Below are 17,938 nucleotides of genomic sequence, written 5' to 3'. Positions count from 1 at the left end.
GCTCATTGCGCAATTGCAGCCCAGCACGCGCCAGCACCGCCAGCGCGAAGACCAGCCCGGCGATGCTGGCTGAAATCCCGCCGCGCTGCACATGCAGCAGCGAGGCCAGCAGCCGTGCCGCCGCCCCGGCCTGGATGATGCCGCAGACCACCCCCAATCCGCCGAAGAGAAACGACAAATTCGCCGCACGAAACCCAAGTTTTTGTTCAGATTTTATCCAGGGTTTCGTGGCACTATTCATGGCGTTCTATCTAGCCTCCCCTCCCCAGCTTGCCCAGGGCTGGACGAGTGACAAAAAATGTTGAAAAGCCGCGCCAAATGATCATCGCCAGGACTCTCGAAGAGCTCACCGCCGCCCGCGCCACGCTGGGCGATGTCGGTTTCGTCCCCACCATGGGCGCCCTGCATGCCGGGCACCTGAAGCTCGTGGAGGCGGCGCGGGAAGCCGACCTTACCCCGGTTGCCAGCATTTTCGTCAACCCGACCCAGTTCGGCCCGAAGGAGGATTTCGCCCGCTATCCGCGCGATGAGGCCGGGGACATCGCCAAGCTCGAAGCGGCCGGCTGCAAGCTGGTCTGGATGCCTGGCGTCGAGGAGATGTACCCGGCCGATGCGGCGACGAGCATCCATGTCGCCGGCCCCAGCCAGCGCTGGGAGGGCGCCACCCGCCCCGGCCATTTCAACGGCGTGGCCACTGTGGTGGCCAAGCTATTCGGCCAGATACGCCCGCAGGCGGCGTTTTTCGGCGAGAAGGACTGGCAGCAGGTGCAGGTGGTGCGGCGGATGGTGGCGGATCTGCTGCTGCCGGTGCGCATCGTCCCGGTCCCCACCGTGCGCGAGGCGGATGGGCTCGCGCTGTCCTCGCGCAACGCCTATCTCAGCCCCGAGGAGCGCCGCGCCGCGCCAAAGCTGCACGCCGCCCTGCAGCATGCGGTGAAATATCTGCAACAGGGCAAGGAGCCGGCCGCAATTCTGCATCACACTCGCATGGAGCTCGCCGCCGCCGGCATGGTGCCCGACTATGTGGCGCTGGTGCAGGCGCAGACGCTGGAGCCGATCGCCGCACTGCAGACGCCGGCACGGCTGATCGCCGCAGCAAAACTCGGGCATGTCCGCCTGTTGGATAATCTGCCGATCGGCTAACAAAACTAACTATCATTTAACACCCTGGAAACAAGCGGATCATCCACAATCCGCTTGCGCGACTCTGTGTTTGCATGTAGGCCAACCGTCTCAACATCCAGGCCTTTCCTGCAATGTCAAAGCTGCCGCCGCCCGATGCGCTGAAACCCGAAGATAAACGCAAGGAGCCGCGCCAGCGCGTGCTCGGCCGGGCGAAACTCTATGTCGGCATGTTCAGCCCTACCGTCTATGATTGCCTGATCATGGAATATTCGGACAATGGCGCGCGGATCGAGACCAGCGCCGTGGTGCAGGTGCCGGATCTGTTCAAGATCCAGGTCGGCGAACAGCCGGCACGCCGGGCGCGCCGGGTCTGGAGCCGGGGCAATGCCGTCGGGCTGGAATTCCTGGATCCGCCGCCCAACGAATAACCGCCTTCAGACGAACGTCACCACCAGCCAGGCCGCCAGCGCCCAGCCGGCGCTGATCGATACCCCCAGAACCAGCCCCAACAGCGTGCCGACCTGAGTTTTGCCAAAGGCCGCGCGGCTGAGCGGAATCGGCAGTCGGCGCCCGAGCCAGAGATTGCTGGCCAATGCCCCCGCCACCCCCAGCAGCATGACCGGCGCCAAAGCCGGGCCTTTCACCAGCACCGCCACAACCGGCAGGCCGATAATCGCCAAAGCCGTCTGCGCGCAGACCAGATACGCCGCACGGCGCGGCGCCCGCGCCGCCACCGGGGCCGACGCGATGAGGGCCGGCATGTCATTCATCTGTGCCAGCACCGAGATGAAGAACAGCCCGAGCTGCCCGGCCAGAAACACCAGCAACGGCACCGTGACCGCCAGCCCGATCACCACCTTGCCGAGCAAAATCGCCACCACCGGGATCAAGGTGAGGGAACGATAGGCGATCTGCGAGACCAGCCCGGGAAAGCGCGCCAGCAGCCGGCGGTCCTTCGCCATCAGGCTGGAAAAGGCGCTGTGCCGGAACCGCGCCTGCTGCGCCCCCTCCCGCCCCGCCGGCCGGTAGCTGGCGGCACTGATCGCCCCGCGCGCGAACGGCCCGGCCAGGAACACCCAGACCAGGCAAAACACCAACGCCGCCAGCGCCAGCGCGGCCAGCAGCGGCGCTGGCTGACCCAGCAGACCGCGCGCGAAGAGATAAGCCAGCCCACCCCCGCTAGGCCCCGGCAGCAGCCCGGACCAGAACCCCGCCAGCGCCGCGTGCGGCACGAAATGCGGGGTCTGGCCGAGAATGAAGATGCCGACCCCGGTGAACAGCGCCAAAGAATGTCCGGCCCGGCGCGCCGCCATCGGCCCGATCCGCCCGACCAGCACCACCACCAGCGCGAAGGCCAACGCCGCCACCACCAGCGCCTCGGCCAGCAGCATCGGATAGACCGCGAGCGCCCAGAGCTGCCCGAAAATGATCAGCCCGTTGGCCAGCATCCCCGCCAGCAGCAGCCAGGGGGCGAGGATGCTCAGCGCCACGCCCAACATGCGCACCGCCAGCACCCGGTTGGGCGCAATCGGCGAGGCGAGCAGGAAATCCGCGTCGCCGCGGGCATAGAGCACGTCGATGCAGGCCATCATCGCGCGCGAGAACATCAGCACGAAGAGGAACGCGAGATTGATGTTGAGCGCCAGCAGCATGATCTCCGGCGCCACCGGATGGCGCATGATCAGATGCCCCACCAACACACCGAAAGCCTGGAACATCAAAATCACGATGCTCGCCGGCACCAGCACATAGCGATGGGTGCGCACGAGAATGGAGCCGCGCCACAGCACTTTCAGCTCATGGCGCAGCAGCCAGAGAAATCCGGGCGGCTTGAACATCAGCCGGCAGTGAGCTGGAGAAACACATCCTCCAGCGTGCCGCTCTCAAACCCTGCATGGCCGCGCAACGCCTCCAGCCCGCCCTCGGCCACAAGCGTCCCGCCAGCGAGAATGCCGATGCGGCTGGCCAGCCGCTCGGCCACTTCCAGAATATGGGTGGTGAGAATAATCGCCGCGCCATTCTCGACATGTCTGGTCAGCAGATTTTTCACCAAACGGGCGGAACCGGCATCCAGCCCGGTGAAGGGCTCATCCAGCAACAGAAATTTCGGATCATGGATCAACGCGCCGGCCAGCACCGTCTTCTGCTTCATGCCGCGCGAAAACCCCTCACAGCGCTCGGCCCGGTGCGGCCAGAGGCCCAGCAGGTCCAGCAGCTCATCGGCCCGGCGGCGGGCCAGATCCGGCGGCACCTGCCAGAGCCCGGCGATGAATTCCAGATATTCCAGCGGGCTCAGCTTGTCGTAAAGCAGTGGCTCATCCGGCAGCCAGGCCATGATCGCCTTCGCCCCCAGCGGGTCTTTTACCACGTCCCGGCCAAAAACCTCGATGCGCCCGGCATCGGGCGGGGTCAGCCCGGCGATCATCCGCAATGTCGTGGTTTTGCCGGCGCCATTGGCGCCGAGCAGCGCGTAAAATTCCCCCGGGCGGATGGTCAGGGTCAGCCCCTCCACCACCTTGCGCCCGAAGGATTTACTCAAGCCCTGCGCATTCAGCGCCCATGCGGTCTCCATGCCGCTAACCTACCGATGCGCGGCGGCGGCGGCCAGAGGCAATGACCTGAGCTTAGAGCAATATGTGTTTAGGTTGACGCGCCAGCGTCAAGATAAACACTTGAAATTGCTCGCTAAAACAAAACTTAGAGCCATCAAGCTAAAAGCTTGATGGCTCTAAAGGCTGAGCTCCGGCGCGTTGCTGCCCAGGATCTGCTGGATCGTCGCCTGCGCGCCCTGCAGGTCATGTCCGCCGATCTGCTGGCGGGCCTGCTCGATCTGCGCCACCACCGGATCCTGGCTCGGGTCATTGGCGCGCGTGGCCACGACACTGCGCTGCAGAATATTGGTCTCGGCGCGTTCCAGCGCCTCGTCTGCGGTGCCGGTCTGATGGCGCATCAGAGACTGGTTGGCGCTCATCAGCAGCATCGCCACATTCGCATCCGGGCCGACCTGAGGGGCCGGCGGCGTCGGCGCGATCGTGGATTTCGTATCCATGCCGTTGATGTTGCTGGCCTTGGGCGATAGCGGCAGCGAGGAGCGCGTGCCGATATCATTGCCAGGTCGCGCGCCGGTCATGCTCCGCGGCGCGCTCTGCGCCACCGCCAGCGGCGCCGCCAACAGCAACGCGCTGAAAATCATTGGTTTTGCCAAGCGCATTTGAAAGCTCCTGTTCATGAAACCAGCCGGGCGGCGAGCCGCCCGGCGTTTTCTAACGTTCCGTTAGATAAAGCCCAGCCTCACTGCGCCGGGACGGTGACCGCATGCGTGGTCTGGGTCGTCGTGGTGTTGCCGGGCGGCAGCATCGGCGCCGCCTGCGGCTGCACCTGGCCCGCGCTCTGCACCGTCTCGGTGGTCGTGGTCGTCGTCTGCGGCGGATTATCGGCGCAGGCGCTGAGCGCACCCGCCGCCACGATCATCGGAATCGCCAGCGCAATATTGAATTTTTTCATATCGCCCTCGCCTTAATCGTTGCCGGTTGTGGTCGTGGTCGTGGTCTTCTTCGAATAATAGGTCTGCGCCGGCACGCTGGTCGTCGTCGTGCTGTCGGAGGCCGCGCCGTTCACGTTGCCGTAGGTGGTCTTGGTGGATTGGTAGGAATTACCATAACCATCCGTGGCCTTGGTGGTTTCCGTGGTGCTCAGCGTACCGGGGGCGGGCGGCACCACCGGGGTGGGCGCGCTCATCGCCGGCGCGCTGGTCGTGGTGGTGGTGCTCTGCGAGTAGGTGGCACTCTGCGCCAGCGCCATCCCGCCCATCATCAAACTCGCGGCCATGCCAGCCATAAAACCGTATTTCATGGTCATTCTCCTTGCTGTTGAGTTCGACCGGAACAACGCCGCCACACCATCGGGCAGGAAGCGGGTTCAAATAATCGAACCGGGATCACGATCTTTCGTTTAGCAAATCGAATCTGGGCGCTGAGTGAGGCGGAAAAAGGGCCGCGCGATTAAAGCGCGGCAAGCCGAATGTTAGAAATGCCGCGCCGGCCTCTGACATTTCGCCGGGCGCATCGCGCAAAGGCTTGCGCTTTCAACAAATTTTAAAAAGGCGCGAAACCGCCGCGGGATTTCTACCGGTTTCATGAAAGCCCATTCATCCGGAGGGTGCCAATGAAAAAGCCGCCCGGAGGCGGCTTTTTCAGGAAGAGGTGGGGGGGGTTTGAAAAAACACCCCACCCCTCCGGCGGCTTTTCCCCGCCGCTGGGCGGCGGCGGAACCTTGGCCGCCTCCGCCCTCCAAAAACTTTTGCTCACAAACGAGGTTTTTCAGCCTTCCTGGCGGTAATTCGGCGCCTCGCGGGTAATCGCCACGTCATGCACATGGCTCTCGCGCAGCCCGGCGCCGGTGATGCGGCGGAACTTGGTCTGGGTCTGCAGCGCCTCGATATCCGCGCTGCCGGTATAGCCCATGCCAGCCCGCAAGCCCCCGACCAGCTGATGCACCACCGCCGCCATCGGCCCCTTATAGCCCACCCGGCCCTCGATGCCTTCCGGCACCAGCTTCAGGCTGTCCTTGATCTCCTGCTGGAAATAGCGGTCGGCGGAACCGCGCGCCATCGCCCCCAGCGAGCCCATGCCGCGATAGGATTTATAGGAGCGGCCCTGATACAGGAACACCTCGCCCGGCGCCTCATCGGTGCCGGCCAGCATCGAGCCGACCATTACCGCATCCGCACCCGCCGCCAGCGCCTTCACCATGTCGCCCGAGGCGCGGATGCCGCCATCGGCAATCGCCGGCACCCCGGCCTTGCGGCAGGTGGCGGCGGTTTCCATCACCGCGGTGAATTGCGGCACGCCGACACCGGCCACCACGCGGGTGGTGCAAATCGAGCCCGGCCCAATGCCGATCTTCACCGCATCCGCGCCGCTATCGATCAGCGCCTGCGCGCCCTCTGGCGTGGCGACATTGCCGGCGATGATCTGCACGGCATTGGAGGCCTGCTTGATCTTCGCCACCGCCTTCAACACCCCGTCCGAATGGCCATGGGCGGTGTCCACCACCACCACATCCACCCCGGCCTCGATCAGCGCCTCGGCGCGGGCCATGCCATCGGCGCCGACGCCGGTGGCGGCGGCCACGCGCAGCCGGCCCAGCTCGTCCTTATTGGCCAGCGGATAGGCCTGCGCCTTGTCCATATCCTTCACCGTCATCAGCCCCACGCAGTGGAAGGCCTCGTCCACCACCAGCAGCTTCTCCAGCCGGCGCTTATGCAGCAAGGCGCGCGCCTCCTCAGGAGACACCCCCGCCGTCACCACCGCCAGATTTTCGCGGGTCATCAGCTCATAGACCTTGGTGCTCAGATCCGTGGCGAAGCGCACATCGCGATGGGTGAGAATGCCGACCAGCTTGCCGTCGCGCTCCACCACCGGAAAGCCGGAGATGTTGTGCTGGGCCATCAGCGCGCGGGCATCTTCAAGGGTCTGGTCGGGATAGATGGTCAGCGGATTGACCACCATGCCGCTCTCGAACTTCTTCACCTTGCGGACCTGGGCGGCCTGCTCCTCGATGGTGAAGTTTTTATGAATGACGCCGATGCCGCCCTGCTGCGCCATGGCGATCGCCATTTGCGCCTCGGTCACGGTATCCATCGCCGCCGAGATCAGCGGGATGTTCAGCGAAATCGTGCGGGTAAGTTTGGTGGCGGTTTTCACCGTGGCCGGGAGAACCTGGGAATAGCCAGGCACCATCAGCACGTCGTCGAAAGCCAGCGCCTCCGCGATCCGGTTGGAGAGTTCCGTGCTGTGTGAAAAATCCGATGCCATCGCCAATGCCCACCTATAGAGACCTTGGCGGCTCCCATTATCCGGCTCTCCCGGCCCGCGCAAGTCGCATGTGCCATGCGCGCCGGGCGTAAGCGGCTTATGCCGGCCGAAAGCCGGTGGCGACCACGTACATCTCCTTGGAATCCTTGCGGCTGGCCGGGGGCTTGGCGTGCTTCACGCTGCGAAACCGCGCTTTCAGCGTGTTCAACATGTCCTTCTCCGCCCCGCCCTGGAACAATTTGGCGACGAAGGCGCCGTCCGGCGCCAGAATCTCGCAGGCGAAGGCCAAAGCCGTCTCGGCCAGGGCCATGATGCGGATATGGTCGGTGGCGACGTGGCCGGAGGTGTTCGGCGCCATGTCCGAAAGCACCAGATCCGCCTTGCCACCGAGCAATTCGGTCAACCGCGCCTCAATGCCCTCCTCCAGAAAATCGCCCTGGATGAAATCGGCCCCCGCCACCGGCTGGATCTCCAGCAGGTCGATGCCGACCACCTTGGCCGCCCCCCGCTCCAGCGCCACCTGGCTCCAGCCGCCGGGAGCCGCGCCCAGATCCAGCACCCGGCTGCCCTTGCCGATCAGCTTATATTTCTCATCCAGCTCGATCAGCTTGAAGGCGGCGCGCGAGCGCCAGCCGGCGGCCTTGGCGGCGGTCACGTAGGGGTCGTTGAGCTGGCGCTGCAGCCAGCGTTGCGAGGAGCTGGAGAGCTTGCGCGCATTCTTCAGCCGCACGGCATCCCGGCGGGGCGGCAGCTTGGAGGTCGGGTCGGTCATGCGTGCAGACGGGATTTATGAGCGTGCATGTCGCGCATCAGCCTCATCAACATGCCTTCGCGCAAGCCCCTATCGGCCACCATCAGCCGTGGCGCCTGCCATAATTCATGAATCGCGGCGAAAATGGCACAGCCGGGCAGCACGAATTCCACCCGCTCATGGCCGATGCAAGGATGGCGCGACAGCCCTTCGCGACCCAGCGCCCGGGCCTCGGCCAGCGCCTCATCGACCGCGCGGCGCGACAGCGAGACCCCATCCACCAGCCCGCGCTTATAGCGCTCCAGCTTCAGCGAGACCCCCGCCAGCGTGGTGACTGTGCCCGAGGTGCCGACCATCACCACCCCGCCGCGCCGGATTTCCTCGCCAATCCGATGCACCGCCTCGAACGGGCGCAGCATCGCAACGATATCCTCGGCCAGCCGGGAAAACCCCTCATTCTGGTAACAGGCGCCAGCGCAACGCTCGGAGAGCGTGACCACCCCCACCGGCAGCGAGAGATAGCCGATCAGCTCGGGATGCGGCCCGGCATCCAGCCGCACCCAGGCAATCTCGGTCGAGCCGCCGCCAATATCGAACAAAAGCGCCCGCCGCCCGGCCCGGCGCAGCAGCGGCGCGCAACTCTCCACCGCCAGCTCCGCCTCCTCGCGCGGGTTGATGATCTCCAGCGGCAAGCCCGTGGTCTCGCGCACCCGGCGGACGAATTCATGGCCGTTTTCCGCCTGCCGGCAGGCCTCGGTGGCGATGGCGCGCAGCCGGATGGGGCCGTTCAGCTCATCCCCCGCGAAGCGCCGGACCCGCTCCGCACAGATGCTGAGCGAGGCGATGGCGCGCTCCATCGCCAGCTCGGAGAGCTGCCCGGTTTCATACAACCCCTCCCCCAGCCGTACGACTCGGGAGAAACTATCGAGAATATGAAAGCCCTGCGCCGTCGGGGTGCCGACCAGCATACGGCAATTATTGGTCCCGAGATCGATGCCCCCGAACACGGCGCGGCGTTTTCCCCGCCGGTGGGAAACCGGCCGCGTCGGCTGCGCGAGGGAGAACTGACTGGCCATACTCTATATATTCGCGGAATATCCCAGCGGAGCAAGACGCAAATCCGCCCCCCGCAAACCCGACCCGCAGATTTTGTGTTGATTGAATGACAGACCGGGCTTGCCCCCGCCAAATGTCGATGCTAGATGCTCGCCACCGATACCGCTTGGGGGATAGTTTAGCGGTAGAACTTCCGACTCTGACTCGGACAGCCTTGGTTCGAATCCAGGTCCCCCAGCCAAAAAATCGGTAACCTCATGAAAAGTAAGGTCTTACGCGGACGGCCCAGCCCGCAGGACCTGCTTTGTGCCCAAATCTTCCCACAAAACTTCCCACATCACCCGCAAGGGCCGGACGTATTACTACCGGCGGCGTCTTCCTGGTTCGCGTTTCGGTGAGGTATGGATCAACCTCAAGACGCGAAACTACAGGGAAGCCGAGTACCTTGCCGGGATGCTGGATGCTGAATTTGGACGGGCCTTACCGCAATTGCGAGACCGGGCCATGAGCGCGGAGGCAGAGATACAGGCCATCCTCAAGGCCAAGCTCAAGACCTTCCTGGACGAGGACCTGGAGCGGCGGATGACCCGCAAGCCCTTCTCGGCTGTCTACGCGCACTGGTGGGAGATCGGGGACCCACAGACTTCCGACGAGGCAGACCTGCGGGCCATTCGGAACGCCCAGGACAGCCTGAGGCGCGACTTGGTACAGAACAGCCCCGTGGAGATGGGCGACTATGCGGCTGCCCTGATTAAGGAGCGCGGCCTGCCTCCCGAACTGCTGAACCATCTGACCTACGGGCTCATTGAGGCTGCCATCAAGGGCTGGGAGATCGCGGAACGCCGCACCCTGGGCCAAGAACCCGTGGTCATGCTGGCCGAATCGGCCTTGCCTGCCGTGCCGGTCCCTCCCGTCACCCCAGAGGCACCCAAGGCCCCTACCCGCCCCCTGGCCTCGTCCTACGTGGATGATTTCCAGGCGTGGGGCACCGCCTCGTCTGGCTGGCGAGCAGGCCCGCTCAAGCAAGCGCTGGTCTCGTTGGCCATGTTCCGAGAGGTGGTGGGTGACCTCCCGGTGGACCAATACACCCCCGAACATACCGAGCAGTTCCGCGCCGTTCTCCGCAAGCTGCCGATGATCTACCGGAAGTCGCCCAAGGAGAAGGACAAACCGTTGGCGGAAATCATCGCCGAGTCGCCGCCCGGTGCCCATCTACTGTCCGACAAGACCGTAAAGCGGCACTTCTGGGCCGTGTCCCGCTTCTTTGAGTTCCTGAAAGAGACCGGGCGGCTACCCAGAACATTCGCCAACCCGGCCCAGGGGTTCACCTTCAAGGCCAAAGGGTCCGTGCGCGACGACCGGGACATGTGGACTGGGAAAGAACTGGCCGCCCTTTTCGCCTCCCCCATCTGGACTGGCTGCAATCCGTTCTATCGGGCACGGGCCGGAGACCAGATCATACGGGACGGCATCTTCTGGCTGCCGCTGCTCGGCGCCTTCCACGGGAACCGCCTGGAAGAGTTCGCCCAACTTCGGGGAGCGGACGTGGCCCAGGCGGGCGATATCTGGTTCCTGAACATCACCGATGAGGACGGACGGCAACTCAAGAACGCGCAGTCCCGGCGTAGGGTGCCCTTGCACTCCGAACTGATAAAGCTGGGGTTCCTCCAGTACGTCCAGGCCACCGCGCCCGCACCAGACGCGCCCGTGTTCCCAGACCTGAAACCGCGCGGCGTGGATGCCAAGCAGGGCTATAGCTTCACCAAGCGGTTTTCGGCCTACCGGCGGGCCATCGGGGTCTACAGAAAGGGCCTGGATTACCACTCTTTCCGACATGGCGTGACTACCAAGCTGTTCGAGGCTGACGTGAATGAGGGATGGATTGACCTGCTGACGGGCCACGAGAGCGGCGGGGAGAGCCGGAAGCGCTATCTAAAAGGCATCCCGCTGGAGAAGCTGAAAGAGGCCATCGAGAGGGTGACTTGGCCTGAGGTGGACCTGTCTTGGCTGTATGTGGAGCGGGCGGACTAAACCCCTCCTGGTCTCAGGCATATTGCTTTCGGCGGCGTTCCATGTTCCCGTTAAGCTAGAACGAATGAGATAAAGCATGGCGCATTTCGACAAGGACAAGTTTGCCGAATACATCACCGCGCATGTGTCTAAGCAACGGTTTGGCGAAGGTCGATGCGCCCACTATGTCCGCATGGCTTTGGCCGCAGCCGGTATGCGTCCCGTCACGTGGCCCGAACCCGCGAGATTATGGGGAGGCACGTTGTTGGCCCTCGGGTTCATACCCGTTCCAGCACCTAATTACGTGCCACAAAAAGGCGACATCGTCGTGATCCAACCAGTTAAGGCCGGTGAAGCGGGGCATATCGAGGGGTACAATGGCAAAAATTGGGTCTCAGACTTTGTTCAAGATGATTTCTGGCCGAGCCATATGTATGCGAAGGCAAAGCCTGGTTTTGTCGTGTATCGCCGGGCTGATTAGTGTTACGCCCGCCCTGGCCAGGGCACCGGATTGTAATTCGGATCGTCAGGCCGTTACGATTGACCCAGTTTTCAAGCTTAATCTCCCAGCCAGCTTCTATGAAGCGCACTACGCCCGTGCATCACCCGCCTTGCTGAATGAGTGCGGAATCACAGTTTCTAAAAAGGCTGATTATAGATACTGGGTTTTTGCATCGGTAAACGCTGGCCCAGACCAGTACGTGATCCTGGGCGGGGAGGTCCGCGATAATACCGGGCAAGATACCCCTAAGGGCCGATGGTCACCCGATATGTTCGGCAACCTCGACCAGATCAGCGCAGGGAAGTGTACTGCCATAAGCTGGCCAATAGACATATTTTGCAGCGCTGGCTCTGGGCCGCCGCCTGTTGCCGTGCTGAATAAATTAGCCGCTGATACGGTGGCACGGTATGAAGCCGCCTTTGGCTCACGGGCCGGTTTCATGGAAGAACTCAAAAAACAAGACCGCATCCCTAACGATCCTGGCCTTAAGATACTCAATCAAGCTCTTGCCACACAGCAATGAGACTTCCAGGGCCGTCAGGTCCGCATCGTTACCATCAATGAAAACCCCTGGTTCGTGGCGGCGGACGTGTGCCGGGCGCTGGGCATTTATCTAAAGTCCACCGGGGCGGTTAACATCAATGCCGCCCTCATGAAACTTGGCGATGACGAGAAGGGGACCAATCGGATTGGTACCCCTGGTGGAGCCCAGGCTATGGCCGTTATCTCTGAGTCCGGCCTGTACAAGCTGGTCATGCGTTCGGACAAACCCGAGGCCCGCCAGTTCCAGGACTGGGTTACCCGCGAGGTCCTGCCCGCTATCCGCCCATCTGGTTAGGCCGAGGCAAAACTGGCGTATGTCAACGTTGTTTTAATGCAATGTTGGCAATCTGTAGACAATCAGAGGTGGCGCAAATACCTTAGCTATAAAGTTAAGCGGGAGCCACTTTATGACCTGGACCTACAGCCAATCGACTGGCGAACTATCCGAAAATGGCCGGTTGGTGGGAAAAGGATACTCTGGAACTCAGGGAGGACGAAATAATCCAGCCATGCAGTCTGTCCCGAATATCGGGCCTATTCCCCAGGGAACCTACACCATCGGCGCCCCCCACGATACCACAACGCATGGCCCTTATGTTATGCGCTTAACCCCTATCCCTGGTTCGGTGACCTTTGGGCGTAACGGCTTCCTCATCCATGGCGATAACCGACGCCACGATGCCTCACAGGGCTGCATCATCATGGGGCCACAAATAAGGCAAAAAATCTGGGCGTCTGGGGATCATCGCCTACAGGTGACGAAATGAGACATGTGGCTCTTTTGGGAATATTGACCGCAGCCTGTGCTTGGCCAGCCCTTGCGGCCCCGCTCACGCCCCCGGAACTGCTCAAAGACATTCACCAGCAGGGGCCGCGCAACGTTGTGGCGCAATTGTCGGCTGGAAATGGTGCCCAATGGACGGACGTGCTGAACCGGATTTCCATGGGCAACGATGAGTGGCTGGCGGTTGCCGCAGCGTTACGCCCAGGCACGGACGCGGGGACGGGCGAGGACCTGACAGGCGCTTTGGCCTATGCGCTGCTCAAAAATCCCCAAGGCGTCCTGCCTCTCACGGGCGGCAGTATCCCGCTTGAGGCGGTTTGCAATGTGCCACTCATTGAACCTACAGATGCCCAGGTAGCCAAGTGGAAGGCCGAGGCCCTGACTGCCCTGTCCCGCGTGAAGGCCACTAGCCTTGCCCGTGAGGTAGCAGCCTGCCGGGCGGATTTTTTGGCGGTGCCAGTGCATCAAGATAGCGGTGCCTAACGCCTCATCGCCAACCCGCCCGCACCCAACGACAACGCCACGCCCCCGGATGGAGGCAGCGCGGCACCCATGAGGATCGCTGCCTAAACCACAAGGAACCTAACATGCTGACACTGACTGGAACCGCCCCGGCCCCGCTGGTGGCGAATGTGAACGGACGCGCCCTGACCACAAGCCGGGCGGTGGCTGAGTATTTCGGCAAGGAACACCGCAACGTCCTGCGGGTAATTGATGAAATTGCTACCACCGAACCCGCATGTTCGCTCCATTTTGAGCAGACGTTCGTGGCCGTTCCTATGCCGCGCGGTGGCTACCGTGACGAGCGTATTTACCGGATGGACCGCGACGGTTTCACGCTGTTGGCCATGGGTTTCACCGGGGCCGAGGCGCTGCGCTTCAAGCTGGCTTACATCGCCGCCTTCAACCGTATGGAGGCCGCACTGACCCAGCAGGAACCCCAGGCCCCCGCCGTTCCCCAAACGCTGCCCGAAGCCCTGCGCCTCGCGGCGGACTTGGCGGACCGCGTGGGGCAGTTAAGTGAACGGGTGGAACAGCAGGCCGAGCAGTTGGCAGAGGATGCCCCGAAGGTCCAGGCGTTTGACCGCTTCATGGACGATGAGGGCCTGTTCGGTATCCGAGAGGCTGCCAGGATGACCTAGCGGGCCTTGAGGTGTCGTGTGGTGCCCGGTGCTGCTAGTGGATGAACCGCAACGCCAGGACAACGCCAGTCATCCAGAGGGCTATGGCGAGGTTAGCCTTCCAGATGCTACCTGTAAGGCGGCCTTCCTGGGCCTCTAGCTTGGCCTCAAGCGCCGCAATGTCCTGCCGGGTCGCTGCCGTGTTCATGATGGCGTCCTGTATCCCCTCGGCAAGCCATTCAGCCTGTGTGCGGGTGAACGCGCCGTCTGCCTCAAGGTGACGCGCAAGGCTCAGCCTGTCAAACGAAACGCGGCTATTCGGGCCTTTTCACTGGGTGCAACGTCAAACCCCATATTTTCCATAGTTATCAAAGCCTTGTGGTAGATAAGGTGGGATAGGTCCGCCCTTAGAGATGACCCGCGTGGGGCATGCCTCGGAAACCATCATACACCCGCCCGGTCCCTCCCGGCACCACCCGCCACCCTGAGTACCCGGATACCGCTTTTGGGTCCTCTCTGGGTCCTCCGGGCCGGTTCGGATTTCTCCAGGACCAACCAGGACCTTTCTGGATAAGTGGGGGGTTAGCACGACCCTAAGAGAGACAGGGCTGGCGGACACATGCTGTTGACCTTCCCGCTACCGGACGGCCCCCTGGTCACCAGCGGCTACCCGAGTACCCAGATACCGTCTTTGGGGGTGTTCTTGGGAGGCTCCGCTAGGTACGAACTTCGCAAGCTCAGATCAGGACCTTTCGGGATAAGTGGGGGGTAACCCCACCCTATGATAGATACGCCTACGGGAACACGCTATGATCTTTCCCGCTATCGTCTGTCCCCGGCCTAGCCTCTCGCTACGCCCGGTGCCGCCGGGCCTATCCAAGCACCCGCACGGCACTTCCTGGGGCCGCGTCGGACCCTCACGGGCTGGGCGGGAAACCGGCTGGAAAACACAGGAACCTTCCCAAAAAGCCGGGGGGGGGGGTAACCCCTGCCTAAGAGGGCCACGGCCAGCGCACGCCAAGCATCTACCGCCAGCCCTCGTCCCTCACGCTAAAAATTTTGCACAACCGCAACCCATGGAGACCAACATGCGCCGGATTTCGTACGGCGATAACATCACCATCCGCACCAGCCCCGCCGAGGACGCCAACCTGCTCAAGCTAGCAGATGCCGCACGGGCCGCTGGCGTCCACTACCCGAACCGCTCGGGCATCATCAGGGCCGCGCTGAACATGGCGGTCCAGGAGGTTGAAACGTTCATTCGCCATCTGCCCCCGGCGTGACGGAAGCTCCCGGGCATCCCATGCGCCCCTCAAACTCGAACACCGCCTAACCTAGCCATAATCCGTACGCCCCGTGTGGCCCTGTCCGTCTGCTTCAACGTCCACAGTAATGCCTGGGAAACGTCAGACGGCGGCCCGTGGGCAACCGCAATTTCACAATCCTAAATTTGGAGACTTACACATGACCGATACCCCCATGCACACCCTTTTGCGCAGCCTCAAGGCACACGCGATTTACCCGGAGCAGCCGGAGGCTAACGAACCGATTGAAACTCAGGCGATGTATGAGGCTCCGGGGGTCTGTGAAGCCCTGGGCGTCCATTTGAGCGAACTTGTTGATCTCGTCCCGTACGAATGTATGCCAGGGATGGACGAGGCGGACCTTACTGCCATTTCGCCGGAGGGTGTCCTGGCCCTGGCACTGACCTCGGATGAACCCATCGCCCGCGAATTCAGAATGTGGATTGAGCAAACGGTTATGCCCATCGTATTCCTGAGCGGCATCTACACGGTCGAACAGGAGCATACGTGGGTTAAGGCTGGTAAGTCCGAAGACTTTCATATCCTTTCCTTCCTGGCCGAAAAGATGACGACTTCCTCCGGCAACCTCTGGATAGCCTACGAAGTCCTCCGCTCAATCTTGGAAGGCGGGGCTTACGTGGCGATTGCCGGGCATGTGCAATATGGCGTGATGACACGCGGCGAATCTGCACACCTCGTTAAGCAAGGCATCGCGCAATTCTCCAGGGCTTTGGCGGCTTAACCGCAGGCAACACTCGGCACCGGCTGGTTCCTCTAGGGACCGGCTGGGCCTTGCCTGAAATTCTATACACCAACTCAACGGAACCATTATGAATGACCCTCTGGCCACCATACGGGACATAGCGGCACTTCTCGTTACCGATGCTCAACTGTGCCCGCCCGGTGAACTCGCCATTCGCCTGCGGGAACGCGCCGCCAGCCTGCGCTGTGCCGTAGCGGCCCTCACCCGTGCTCTGGAGCAACTAGCCGCTGCCGAACAGGTGCCCGCCAGTGCCTGACGTGGGCCGAGAGGCAGCACCGCCAGAAAAACGCCTAACCCAGGAAGCCTTTGGGCGCTGGCAGGCCGCAAATGCGCTGAATGGCCATCGCCCCGGCCCGCAGCACACCAAGGCAATCTGGGCGGCCCTACAGACCATGGAGGACATGGCCAGGGAACGCGCGGCGGCCAAGGTATTCCTGAGTTCCTTGGACCCTGGCGTGGGCAAAACCCAGGCTGTTATCCACTTTGCCCGCTCCCTTGTTGCCGCCCAAGACTGCCGAGAGGTGGGCATGATGATCCTAGTGGGACGGGTGCATGAAGCCGAGGAACTGGCCCAGGCACTGGCAGACGTGAGGGAAGCCCTGGCGGTCTACGTCTCTGACCCCAAGGTGAACGAGACAAACAGCGGCGCAGAGCCTGGACAGGCGCAAATCCTCATTACAACCCAGCAGATGATTGAGCGGCGTCTCAGGCATAGCGGCACCTTCCATTCACTGGCCGAGTTCCACTATGCCGGACGCCCGCGCATGGTCCGCGTATGGGACGAGGCGTGGCTGCCGGGAGAACCGATAACAGTCGGGCGGCGGGCGGCACTGGGGTTAGCTGACCCGCTTCAACGGCGTTTTCCAAAGCTGGCGGACGAGGTGGAGAACATCGCATCACGCCTGAACGGTGCCGCGCGGGGTACTCTCGTGGACCTGCCGGACTTCGAGGCCCTGGGCGGCGAGCCCGCACTGTCCATCTTGGAGGGGGCTGGACTGGAGAAAAGGCAATCCGGCTATGACCTGCTGGCCAAACTGCTGCGCCTCAGTGGCCAAACGGTCCGTATCGGCCATGACGGGCAGTTAGGTGAGGCCCTGGTTTCCTACGCGGACTCCGGCACGGCAGAGATGGCCCCCCTGCTGGTGCTGGATGCGTCCGGGCGGGTGCGCCAGACCTACCGATACGCCGAACAGGTCCGGCAGTGCCTGGAGCGCCTTCCCGGTGCTGAAAAGGACTACAAGCCTCTGCGGGTGGGCGTTTGGAGCCGGTCAGGGCGCAAGGACCTTTTCCATAACGCGCAGACCCGTCAGCCCCTGCTGGAGGGCATTGCCGAGACGATCAGAAGCAAGCCGGACGAGGCATGGCTTGTGATAGCCCATAAGGACAAAGCAGGCGTCTTGCCGTTTGTGAAGGCCCTGGCTGGGTTGCTTCCTGACCGGCAGGTTATGGCAGGTAGCCCCGGCGACGGCCCGCTAGGCCCCGTGGTTTGCGTCATCACCTGGGGTCAGCACATGGCGGTGAACCATTATCGGGATTTCGGCAACGTGATCCTTGCTGGAACCCTCTTCATGCGAGACAGCCACGCCATTGCCACTACTCATCTCGCGCAGGGACGAGAGGTTGCCTCCGGGTTCCGCCCAAAGGACGAGGTTGCCGCAACTGCTGCCGGTGAAATCCGCCACCACGTCCTGCAAGCCCTGTGCAGGGGCCGGGTGCGGCAGCTTGAAGGCGAACGCTGCGGGGCGATGACCGCATATGTGATCGCGTCGGAACGCTCGGGCATCAAGGACATGCTTCCCGATATTTTCCCAGGGTGTGAGGTCTTCACATGGCGAGACGAACCAAAGCCGCTATCCGGGAAACTCCAAGCAGCACTCAGCTACTTACGGGAGCAAACGGAGGCGGGCGTTCAGACGATCAGCTATCACGACATACGGACAGCAGCGGGCATCAAGAACGCGAACCACCTTGCACGAGACATAACCACCCGCCCGGAGTGGCTGGAGGCGATGCAGGAGCAGGGCTGGGAAGCTGACAGGCCCGCGAGGCGAACAGTGGGGCTGAAACGGACTACGGAAACAAACGAGGACCTCCAGGAAGCCGCGTAGGTCACTTCCATGCAACCACCGAGAATAACCACCAAGTTCCCTTATAGTACCTAGC

The 17,938-nt window shown here is 62.8% G+C and carries 20 protein-coding genes, 1 tRNA gene and 1 pseudogene; 14 read left to right on the top strand and 8 right to left on the bottom strand.

Features of this window, described 5'->3' with window-relative positions; genetic code table 11:
- The first annotated feature begins 318 nt into the window (after positions 1-318).
- The gene (gene panC, locus MXAZACID_RS03595; RefSeq protein WP_008492716.1) at positions 319-1,143 is read left to right on the top strand and encodes a pantoate--beta-alanine ligase; all 825 of its coding nucleotides are present in this window, start codon (positions 319-321) and stop codon (positions 1,141-1,143) included.
- Positions 1,144-1,256: 113 nt separating this feature from the next.
- Positions 1,257-1,553 carry a PilZ domain-containing protein gene (locus tag MXAZACID_RS03590; protein WP_008492714.1) on the top strand — a complete coding sequence of 99 codons (297 nt, stop codon included), beginning with the start codon at positions 1,257-1,259 and terminating at the stop codon, positions 1,551-1,553.
- 6 nt (positions 1,554-1,559) lie between these two features.
- On the opposite strand, the gene MXAZACID_RS03585 is transcribed toward MXAZACID_RS03590, so the two are convergent.
- From MXAZACID_RS03585 to MXAZACID_RS03550, 8 genes are all read right to left on the bottom strand, one after another.
- Positions 1,560-2,963: a hypothetical protein gene (locus MXAZACID_RS03585; protein ID WP_008492713.1), complete on the bottom strand. Its 1,404-nt coding sequence runs from the start codon at positions 2,961-2,963 to the stop codon at positions 1,560-1,562.
- Positions 2,963-3,697 (bottom strand): ABC transporter ATP-binding protein, encoded by a 735-nt coding sequence (locus MXAZACID_RS03580; protein WP_008492712.1) that lies wholly within the window; start codon positions 3,695-3,697, stop codon positions 2,963-2,965. Before MXAZACID_RS03580 ends, MXAZACID_RS03585 begins: the two co-directional genes overlap by 1 nt.
- A 156-nt stretch (positions 3,698-3,853) precedes the next feature.
- Positions 3,854-4,318: a hypothetical protein gene (locus MXAZACID_RS03575; RefSeq protein ID WP_008492711.1), complete on the bottom strand. Its 465-nt coding sequence runs from the start codon at positions 4,316-4,318 to the stop codon at positions 3,854-3,856.
- A gap of 98 nt (positions 4,319-4,416) precedes the next feature.
- Entirely contained in the window at positions 4,417-4,629 is a 213-nt protein-coding gene (locus MXAZACID_RS03570) for a hypothetical protein (protein ID WP_008492710.1), read from the bottom strand.
- A 12-nt stretch (positions 4,630-4,641) separates the two neighbouring features.
- The gene (locus MXAZACID_RS03565) at positions 4,642-4,977 is read right to left on the bottom strand and encodes a hypothetical protein (RefSeq protein ID WP_144052639.1); all 336 of its coding nucleotides are present in this window, start codon (positions 4,975-4,977) and stop codon (positions 4,642-4,644) included.
- Positions 4,978-5,444: 467 nt separating this feature from the next.
- Positions 5,445-6,941 (bottom strand): IMP dehydrogenase, encoded by a 1,497-nt coding sequence (gene guaB, locus MXAZACID_RS03560; protein WP_008492708.1) that lies wholly within the window; start codon positions 6,939-6,941, stop codon positions 5,445-5,447.
- Positions 6,942-7,038: 97 nt separating this feature from the next.
- Positions 7,039-7,713 carry an RlmE family RNA methyltransferase gene (locus tag MXAZACID_RS03555; RefSeq protein ID WP_008492707.1) on the bottom strand — a complete coding sequence of 225 codons (675 nt, stop codon included), beginning with the start codon at positions 7,711-7,713 and terminating at the stop codon, positions 7,039-7,041.
- Positions 7,710-8,768 carry a Ppx/GppA phosphatase family protein gene (locus tag MXAZACID_RS03550; RefSeq protein WP_039884698.1) on the bottom strand — a complete coding sequence of 353 codons (1,059 nt, stop codon included), beginning with the start codon at positions 8,766-8,768 and terminating at the stop codon, positions 7,710-7,712. The genes MXAZACID_RS03555 and MXAZACID_RS03550 overlap by 4 nt, the downstream gene beginning before the upstream one ends.
- Before the next feature lie 147 nt (positions 8,769-8,915).
- Here MXAZACID_RS03550 and MXAZACID_RS03545 point away from each other — a divergent pair.
- From MXAZACID_RS03545 to MXAZACID_RS03505, 12 genes and pseudogenes are all read left to right on the top strand, one after another.
- Positions 8,916-8,989, top strand: a tRNA-Gln gene (locus MXAZACID_RS03545).
- Between the two features lie 65 nt (positions 8,990-9,054).
- A pseudogene (locus MXAZACID_RS20440) lies at positions 9,055-9,231 on the top strand (DUF6538 domain-containing protein); the annotation flags it as partial.
- A gap of 21 nt (positions 9,232-9,252) precedes the next feature.
- A complete protein-coding gene (locus MXAZACID_RS03540) occupies positions 9,253-10,779 on the top strand; it encodes a site-specific integrase (protein ID WP_051060169.1) in 1,527 nt (508 codons plus the stop codon).
- 76 nt (positions 10,780-10,855) lie between these two features.
- A complete protein-coding gene (locus tag MXAZACID_RS03535) occupies positions 10,856-11,239 on the top strand; it encodes a hypothetical protein (RefSeq protein ID WP_008492704.1) in 384 nt (127 codons plus the stop codon).
- Positions 11,214-11,783, top strand: coding sequence for a hypothetical protein (locus tag MXAZACID_RS19650; RefSeq protein ID WP_205619726.1), 570 nt, complete (start codon positions 11,214-11,216; stop codon positions 11,781-11,783). Before MXAZACID_RS03535 ends, MXAZACID_RS19650 begins: the two co-directional genes overlap by 26 nt.
- A 24-nt stretch (positions 11,784-11,807) precedes the next feature.
- Positions 11,808-12,098: a Bro-N domain-containing protein gene (locus tag MXAZACID_RS03530; protein WP_083878436.1), complete on the top strand. Its 291-nt coding sequence runs from the start codon at positions 11,808-11,810 to the stop codon at positions 12,096-12,098.
- Positions 12,099-12,210: 112 nt separating this feature from the next.
- Positions 12,211-12,570 carry a tlde1 domain-containing protein gene (locus MXAZACID_RS20435; RefSeq protein WP_008492702.1) on the top strand — a complete coding sequence of 120 codons (360 nt, stop codon included), beginning with the start codon at positions 12,211-12,213 and terminating at the stop codon, positions 12,568-12,570.
- Positions 12,567-13,070 carry a hypothetical protein gene (locus tag MXAZACID_RS17640; protein ID WP_008492700.1) on the top strand — a complete coding sequence of 168 codons (504 nt, stop codon included), beginning with the start codon at positions 12,567-12,569 and terminating at the stop codon, positions 13,068-13,070. The genes MXAZACID_RS20435 and MXAZACID_RS17640 overlap by 4 nt, the downstream gene beginning before the upstream one ends.
- A 104-nt stretch (positions 13,071-13,174) precedes the next feature.
- A complete protein-coding gene (locus MXAZACID_RS17635) occupies positions 13,175-13,729 on the top strand; it encodes a Rha family transcriptional regulator (protein WP_008492699.1) in 555 nt (184 codons plus the stop codon).
- Between the two features lie 1,055 nt (positions 13,730-14,784).
- Complete coding sequence (locus MXAZACID_RS03515) at positions 14,785-14,991, top strand: hypothetical protein (RefSeq protein ID WP_008492698.1); 207 nt, start codon at positions 14,785-14,787, stop codon at positions 14,989-14,991.
- Positions 14,992-15,172: 181 nt separating this feature from the next.
- On the top strand, positions 15,173-15,754 hold the full coding sequence (locus MXAZACID_RS03510; protein ID WP_008492697.1) for a Bro-N domain-containing protein: 582 nt from the start codon (positions 15,173-15,175) through the stop codon (positions 15,752-15,754).
- Between the two features lie 269 nt (positions 15,755-16,023).
- Complete coding sequence (locus MXAZACID_RS03505; protein ID WP_144052635.1) at positions 16,024-17,883, top strand: hypothetical protein; 1,860 nt, start codon at positions 16,024-16,026, stop codon at positions 17,881-17,883.
- The last annotated feature ends 55 nt before the right edge of the window (positions 17,884-17,938 follow it).

The organism is Acidocella sp. MX-AZ02, assembly GCF_000306035.1.
Classification (GTDB): domain Bacteria; phylum Pseudomonadota; class Alphaproteobacteria; order Acetobacterales; family Acetobacteraceae; genus Acidocella; species Acidocella facilis.
Note: the sequence above shows the minus strand (reverse complement) of the source record. Positions and strands in the feature narration are given on the sequence as shown.

Bases quoted from the DNA above. Each gene is read 5' to 3' on its own strand.
- panC (WP_008492716.1), top strand. From the start codon at position 319: ATGATCATCGCCAGGACTCTCGAAGAGCTCACCGCCGCCCGCGCCACG.
- MXAZACID_RS03590 (WP_008492714.1), top strand. From the start codon at position 1,257: ATGTCAAAGCTGCCGCCGCCCGATGCGCTGAAACCCGAAGATAAACGC.
- MXAZACID_RS03585 (WP_008492713.1), bottom strand. From the start codon at position 2,963: ATGTTCAAGCCGCCCGGATTTCTCTGGCTGCTGCGCCATGAGCTGAAA.
- MXAZACID_RS03580 (WP_008492712.1), bottom strand. From the start codon at position 3,697: ATGGAGACCGCATGGGCGCTGAATGCGCAGGGCTTGAGTAAATCCTTC.
- MXAZACID_RS03575 (WP_008492711.1), bottom strand. From the start codon at position 4,318: ATGATTTTCAGCGCGTTGCTGTTGGCGGCGCCGCTGGCGGTGGCGCAG.
- MXAZACID_RS03570 (WP_008492710.1), bottom strand. From the start codon at position 4,629: ATGAAAAAATTCAATATTGCGCTGGCGATTCCGATGATCGTGGCGGCG.
- MXAZACID_RS03565 (WP_144052639.1), bottom strand. From the start codon at position 4,977: ATGAAATACGGTTTTATGGCTGGCATGGCCGCGAGTTTGATGATGGGC.
- guaB (WP_008492708.1), bottom strand. From the start codon at position 6,941: ATGGCATCGGATTTTTCACACAGCACGGAACTCTCCAACCGGATCGCG.
- MXAZACID_RS03555 (WP_008492707.1), bottom strand. From the start codon at position 7,713: ATGACCGACCCGACCTCCAAGCTGCCGCCCCGCCGGGATGCCGTGCGG.
- MXAZACID_RS03550 (WP_039884698.1), bottom strand. From the start codon at position 8,768: ATGGCCAGTCAGTTCTCCCTCGCGCAGCCGACGCGGCCGGTTTCCCAC.
- MXAZACID_RS03540 (WP_051060169.1), top strand. From the start codon at position 9,253: ATGAGCGCGGAGGCAGAGATACAGGCCATCCTCAAGGCCAAGCTCAAG.
- MXAZACID_RS03535 (WP_008492704.1), top strand. From the start codon at position 10,856: ATGGCGCATTTCGACAAGGACAAGTTTGCCGAATACATCACCGCGCAT.
- MXAZACID_RS20435 (WP_008492702.1), top strand. From the start codon at position 12,211: ATGACCTGGACCTACAGCCAATCGACTGGCGAACTATCCGAAAATGGC.
- MXAZACID_RS17640 (WP_008492700.1), top strand. From the start codon at position 12,567: ATGAGACATGTGGCTCTTTTGGGAATATTGACCGCAGCCTGTGCTTGG.
- MXAZACID_RS17635 (WP_008492699.1), top strand. From the start codon at position 13,175: ATGCTGACACTGACTGGAACCGCCCCGGCCCCGCTGGTGGCGAATGTG.
- MXAZACID_RS03515 (WP_008492698.1), top strand. From the start codon at position 14,785: ATGGAGACCAACATGCGCCGGATTTCGTACGGCGATAACATCACCATC.
- MXAZACID_RS03510 (WP_008492697.1), top strand. From the start codon at position 15,173: ATGACCGATACCCCCATGCACACCCTTTTGCGCAGCCTCAAGGCACAC.